The organism is Pseudomonas agronomica (assembly GCF_025917275.1).
Classification (GTDB): domain Bacteria; phylum Pseudomonadota; class Gammaproteobacteria; order Pseudomonadales; family Pseudomonadaceae; genus Aquipseudomonas; species Aquipseudomonas agronomica.
Window position 1 is genome coordinate 1 of record NZ_JAOSHO010000424.1, and the last position, 4,426, is coordinate 4,426.

The following is a 4,426-nucleotide window of genomic DNA, read 5'->3' on the forward strand; positions in this document are numbered from 1 at the left end:
TGGGAGCGAGCTTGCTCGCGATGAGGCCTTAAAGCTCACCACAAAACAATCAGACCGCCGAAAACCGCTTATCCAGATACTCAATGATCACCTTGGACTCATACATCCAGGTGGTCTCGCCATTTTCTTCAATGCGCAGGCACGGCACCTTGATCCGGCCACCCTGTTCCAGCAGCGTCTGGCGATCCTGCTGATTATTCTTCGCATCGCGCAACGCCACCGGCACGTTGAGGCGACGCAGGGTCCGGCGCGTCTTCACGCAGAACGGGCAGGCATGGAATTGATACAGCGTCAGGCCGCGAGCTGCCTGCTCGACTTGCGCCTGGACGTCGGCCGGACGCTTTTTCTTGCCGGGGCGGGTGATGAAGTCGATGAAGATGATGAGCTGGCCCAGGGCAACTCGAAGCGCTTTGACGATCACGTTATAGCCTCACGGCGGAAAGAAGAGGGCGCGCAGCTTACCTGATTTTTCGCGGGCGAAAAAAAACCGGCGATCAATGCCGGTTTTCTTCGCGAGACGCTTTACTTGATCAGGCTGAGGAATTCCATGCGGGTTGCCGCATTTTCCCGGAACTCACCGAGCATCACCGAAGTGATCATCGAGGAGTTCTGCTTTTCCACGCCGCGCATCATCATGCACATGTGCTTGGCCTCGATCACCACCGCCACGCCCAGGGCGCCGGTCACTTGCTGGACCGCGTCGGCGATCTGGCGGCTGAGGTTTTCCTGGATCTGCAGGCGACGGGCATACATGTCAACGATGCGCGCGACCTTCGACAGGCCCAGTACCTTGCCGCTCGGGATGTAGGCCACATGGGCCTTGCCGATGAAAGGCAGCAAATGGTGCTCGCACAACGAGTACAACTCGATGTCCTTGACCAGCACCATCTCGCTGTTGTCGGAGCTGAACAAGGCACCGTTGGTGACTTCTTCCAGGGTCTGTTCATAACCGCGGCAAAGGTACTGCATGGCCTTGGCAGCGCGCTTGGGCGTGTCGAGCAGGCCCTCGCGGGAAACGTCCTCGCCCAGTTGGCCGAGAATCGCGGTGTAATTCTGTTCCAGAGACATGAAACTACCTGTGGGGATTTACGCAAAGGGCAAGGGTACGGTGGCGGACACGGCGCTGCAAGCTCGGCAATCGGGGGCTACTCGTCGCGACCTTCCATCATGGTGCGCTTGAGCATCACGTAGACCGCCCCGGCGCCGCCGTGCTTCGCCTGGCAGGAGGTGAAGCCGAGCACTTGTGGATGCTGGCGCAGCCAGGTGTTGACGTGGCTCTTGATCATCGGTCGCTTGCCGTCCAGCCGCATGGCCTTGCCGTGGGTGACGCGCACGCAGCGGATTTCGAACTTGGTGGCTTCGGCGAGAAACGCCCAAAGGGTCTCGCGGGCCTTTTCGACGGTCATGCCGTGCAGGTCAAGGCTGCCTTCGAAGGGAATCTGGCCAACCTTCAGCTTGCGCATCTGGCTTTCCTGGACGCCATCGCGCGCCCACATCAATTCGTCTTCGGGGCCGACGTCAATGACGAACTGATCGGACAACCCGTCCACGGTGGTGGCGTCGGTGCGTATGGTGGCGGCCTGGCGCAGCTTGGCGATCTGTGCGCGATCGGCCTTGGGTTTGCCCGTTTCGGCGCGATCGTGTTTGATTGGTTTTACGCCCTGGATCGCACTTTTGAACAGGGAAAAGTCGTCGTCTTGCATGTCAGCCTCCGCGAAGGCCGGCCAGTTTACCCAACTCCGGTGGGATAGGGCGCGACAAAACGTCGGATGGCGGATCAGTCGTGCTTTTTCATCAGGTGCGGAGCCATGGCCAGCTCCAGGGATTGGCGGGCGCGTCGGCGGCAACGGCGCCAGAGCCAGACGCCCAGCAGCAGGACCAACAGGCCGATTGCCAGGATGATCGCCGAACCCAGCGGGGTGGCGTTCAACTCGCCCAGTGCGGGCGGACGACCCAGCAGGCTGGCGGCGCCGGCCATCGCCAGCAGCACACCCAGTGTTGCCAGCAGCGCCGCGATGCCCGCGCCGATACGAAATCGCCAGTTGCTCGGGCCTTTGGGCCGCAAGCGACGTGCGTCAAAACCATCGGATATTTTCATTCCGACCTTCCTCAATGGGTATCGGCCCTTCGACCGGAAGATGTTCGGGTTGTTCCTGACGCTAGGCCAATTGAAGGAAATGAGAGGCTTTTGCGGATGAGCGGCACAGTGACCGCTCATCCAGGGCGGGATCAGGCGAAGTCGCGGGTCATGGCCAGCGTGGCGAAGTTGTCCGCCATGATTGCCATTTCGGTCTGGTGTACGTGTTCGGCGCTGAGGACGCCGCCCTTGTGCGGCAGGTCGCGCGTGGCGCAGGCGTCTTCCACCAGGGTGCAACGGAAACCCAGGTTCTTGGCGGCGCGCACGGTGGTGCTGACGCTGGAATGGCTCATGAAGCCGCAGACGATCAGGTCCAGTGGGCCAAGTTCTTCCAGGCGCTTCTTCAGGTCGGTGCCGTGGAAAGCGCTGGGCAGCAGCTTTTCGATCACGGTTTCGTCGCCTTGTGGTTCAAGGCCTGGAATGAATTCCCCGCGCTCACCCTGTGGATCGAACAGCCCGCCATGGGTGCCGAGGTGGCGCACGTGCACGATCGGCCGTCCGGCGGCGCGGGCCGCGCCGAGCAATTGCTTGATGTTCGCGACCGCCGCATCCATGCCGCTCAGGGCCAGGGGGCCGGCGAGGTATTCCTTCTGGGCGTCGATGATGATCAGGGTCGCTTGACTCAGGTTGGCCGCCGCATAACCACGGCCACTGAGTTGAAACATCGTTTTTGGAACGGACATTCTGGGGCTCCTTCGAGTGGGGCTTTTGCGACATTCTCCTCTGGCTGAGCGGTTCTGTGAATCGCTTCCATCGCAAGGGCCGTCATTGCTGGCCTACAGCCTTGTCAAGAGCTGCGCTTTGTTCAATGGGCCGCGCAAAAAACGGAAGAATCCTACAGTTTATCCGGCGCATGTTGTCCTGGCTTCAGGCGCGTTTGGGCGACCGCGCGTTTGGCTGGTAGACTCGCCCGTCGATTTTTCTGGAGTTTGCCGCCGTGATCACTTCCCGCCTTCGTACCCTGCGTGACCATATCCGTTGGGCCGTCAGCCGTTTCCATGGGGAGGATCTGTTCTTTGGCCATGGCACCGATAACGCCTGGGACGAGGCACGCCAGTTGGTGTTGGGCGCACTGCACCTGCCTTGGGAGATCGCCGACAGCTACCTGGATTGCCGCCTCGAAGACGAGGAGTTGGTGCATGTGCAACGCTTGCTGCGCCGGCGCATCGCAGAACGCATTCCCACTGCCTACTTGCTGGGCGAGGCCTGGTTCTGTGGAATGTCATTCATCGTCGACGAGCGCGTGCTCATTCCGCGTTCGCCTATCGGCGAGTTGATCGAAAAACGTTTCGAGCCTTGGCTCGGCCAAGAGCCTGCGCGAATCCTTGACCTGTGCACCGGTTCCGGCTGCATCGGGATTGCTTGCGCGTATGAATTCCCCGAGGCCGAGGTGGTGCTGGCGGACTTGTCGTTCGAAGCGCTGGAAGTCGCCAACCAGAACATCGAGCGTCACGGTGTCGATGAACGTGTGTTCACGGTCCAGGGTGATGGTTTCGACGGGCTGCCGGGGCAACGTTTCGATCTGATCGTGTCGAACCCGCCCTACGTCGATGCGGAAGATTTCGCCGACATGCCGCAGGAATATCAGCATGAGCCGGAGCTGGGCCTGGCCTGTGGCGACGATGGCTTGAACCTGGTTCGCCGGATGCTGGCCGAGGCGGCCGATCATTTGACCGACAAGGGACTGTTGATTGTCGAAGTGGGCAATAGCCAGGTGCACGTCGAGGCGCTGTATCCGGAAGTCGACTTCGCCTGGCTGGAGTTCGAGCGCGGCGGCCACGGTGTGTTCATGCTCAGCGCCGAACAATGCCGTGAGCACCAGGCGTTGTTTGCTTCGCGAGTTTGACGCTAGCTGCCTTTGTGGCGAGGGAGCTTGCTCCCGCCGGGCTCTGTAGGAGCTGGCGAAGCCTGCGATCTCTTGATCTTTTGATCTTTCGCTTGAGATTCAAGTGTCAGGGGAAAAGATCGCAGCCTCGCTTCGCTCGGCAGCTCCTACAGCGCGCAGCCGAGCCGGGGGCTGTGTTATCCGCGCGGTTGTAATCAATGCCGCGTCGCAATCCAGATCAACAGCCCTGCCTGGAACATCGCAAACGCCACCAGGCAAGTGATCGTGAAGCGCAACCCGGTGTCTTCGCGCTTGAACTTGTTGACCTTCTCTTCCTGCTGCTTGAGCTTGACCTCCTGTTCCGCCAGGTTCTGCTCGGCTTGCTGGAGCATCTGTGCGGCTTCGAGGATCTCGACGAATTGCAGTTTTTCGGTGTTCCAGTCGCCCGACAGGTCACCGACCTG

General features: G+C 60.7%; 6 protein-coding genes and 1 pseudogene. 1 reads left to right on the forward strand and 6 read right to left on the reverse strand.

Features of this window, described 5'->3' with window-relative positions; translation table 11 throughout:
* Positions 1 to 49: 49 nt before the first annotated feature.
* The 5 genes from OC610_RS21940 to OC610_RS21960 form a co-directional block, all read right to left on the reverse strand.
* The gene (locus OC610_RS21940; protein ID WP_264430733.1) at positions 50 to 421 is read right to left on the reverse strand and encodes a glutathione S-transferase N-terminal domain-containing protein; all 372 of its coding nucleotides are present in this window, start codon (positions 419 to 421) and stop codon (positions 50 to 52) included.
* 101 nt (positions 422 to 522) lie between these two features.
* A complete protein-coding gene (folE, locus tag OC610_RS21945) occupies positions 523 to 1,068 on the reverse strand; it encodes a GTP cyclohydrolase I FolE (RefSeq protein ID WP_030142335.1) in 546 nt (181 codons plus the stop codon).
* Positions 1,069 to 1,145: 77 nt separating this feature from the next.
* Positions 1,146 to 1,703, reverse strand: coding sequence for a Smr/MutS family protein (locus OC610_RS21950; RefSeq protein WP_264430736.1), 558 nt, complete (start codon positions 1,701 to 1,703; stop codon positions 1,146 to 1,148).
* 74 nt (positions 1,704 to 1,777) lie between these two features.
* Positions 1,778 to 2,098: a hypothetical protein gene (locus OC610_RS21955; protein ID WP_264430738.1), complete on the reverse strand. Its 321-nt coding sequence runs from the start codon at positions 2,096 to 2,098 to the stop codon at positions 1,778 to 1,780.
* A 131-nt stretch (positions 2,099 to 2,229) separates the two neighbouring features.
* Positions 2,230 to 2,820, reverse strand: a complete 591-nt coding sequence (locus tag OC610_RS21960) for a cysteine hydrolase family protein (RefSeq protein WP_030142333.1) — start codon at positions 2,818 to 2,820, stop codon at positions 2,230 to 2,232.
* A gap of 254 nt (positions 2,821 to 3,074) precedes the next feature.
* On the opposite strand from OC610_RS21960, the gene prmB reads away from it, so the two are divergent.
* Positions 3,075 to 3,983: a 50S ribosomal protein L3 N(5)-glutamine methyltransferase gene (gene prmB / locus OC610_RS21965; protein ID WP_181289807.1), complete on the forward strand. Its 909-nt coding sequence runs from the start codon at positions 3,075 to 3,077 to the stop codon at positions 3,981 to 3,983.
* Positions 3,984 to 4,177: 194 nt separating this feature from the next.
* On the opposite strand, the pseudogene OC610_RS21970 reads toward prmB, so the two are convergent.
* Positions 4,178 to 4,426: pseudogene (locus OC610_RS21970) on the reverse strand (hypothetical protein); the annotation flags it as partial.

What these genes read in the sequence shown, in the direction of transcription:
- folE (WP_030142335.1), bottom strand. Translation starts at nt 1,068, where the DNA reads ATGTCTCTGGAACAGAATTACACCGCGATTCTCGGCCAACTGGGCGAG.
- OC610_RS21950 (WP_264430736.1), bottom strand. Translation starts at nt 1,703, where the DNA reads ATGCAAGACGACGACTTTTCCCTGTTCAAAAGTGCGATCCAGGGCGTA.
- OC610_RS21955 (WP_264430738.1), bottom strand. Translation starts at nt 2,098, where the DNA reads ATGAAAATATCCGATGGTTTTGACGCACGTCGCTTGCGGCCCAAAGGC.
- OC610_RS21960 (WP_030142333.1), bottom strand. Translation starts at nt 2,820, where the DNA reads ATGTCCGTTCCAAAAACGATGTTTCAACTCAGTGGCCGTGGTTATGCG.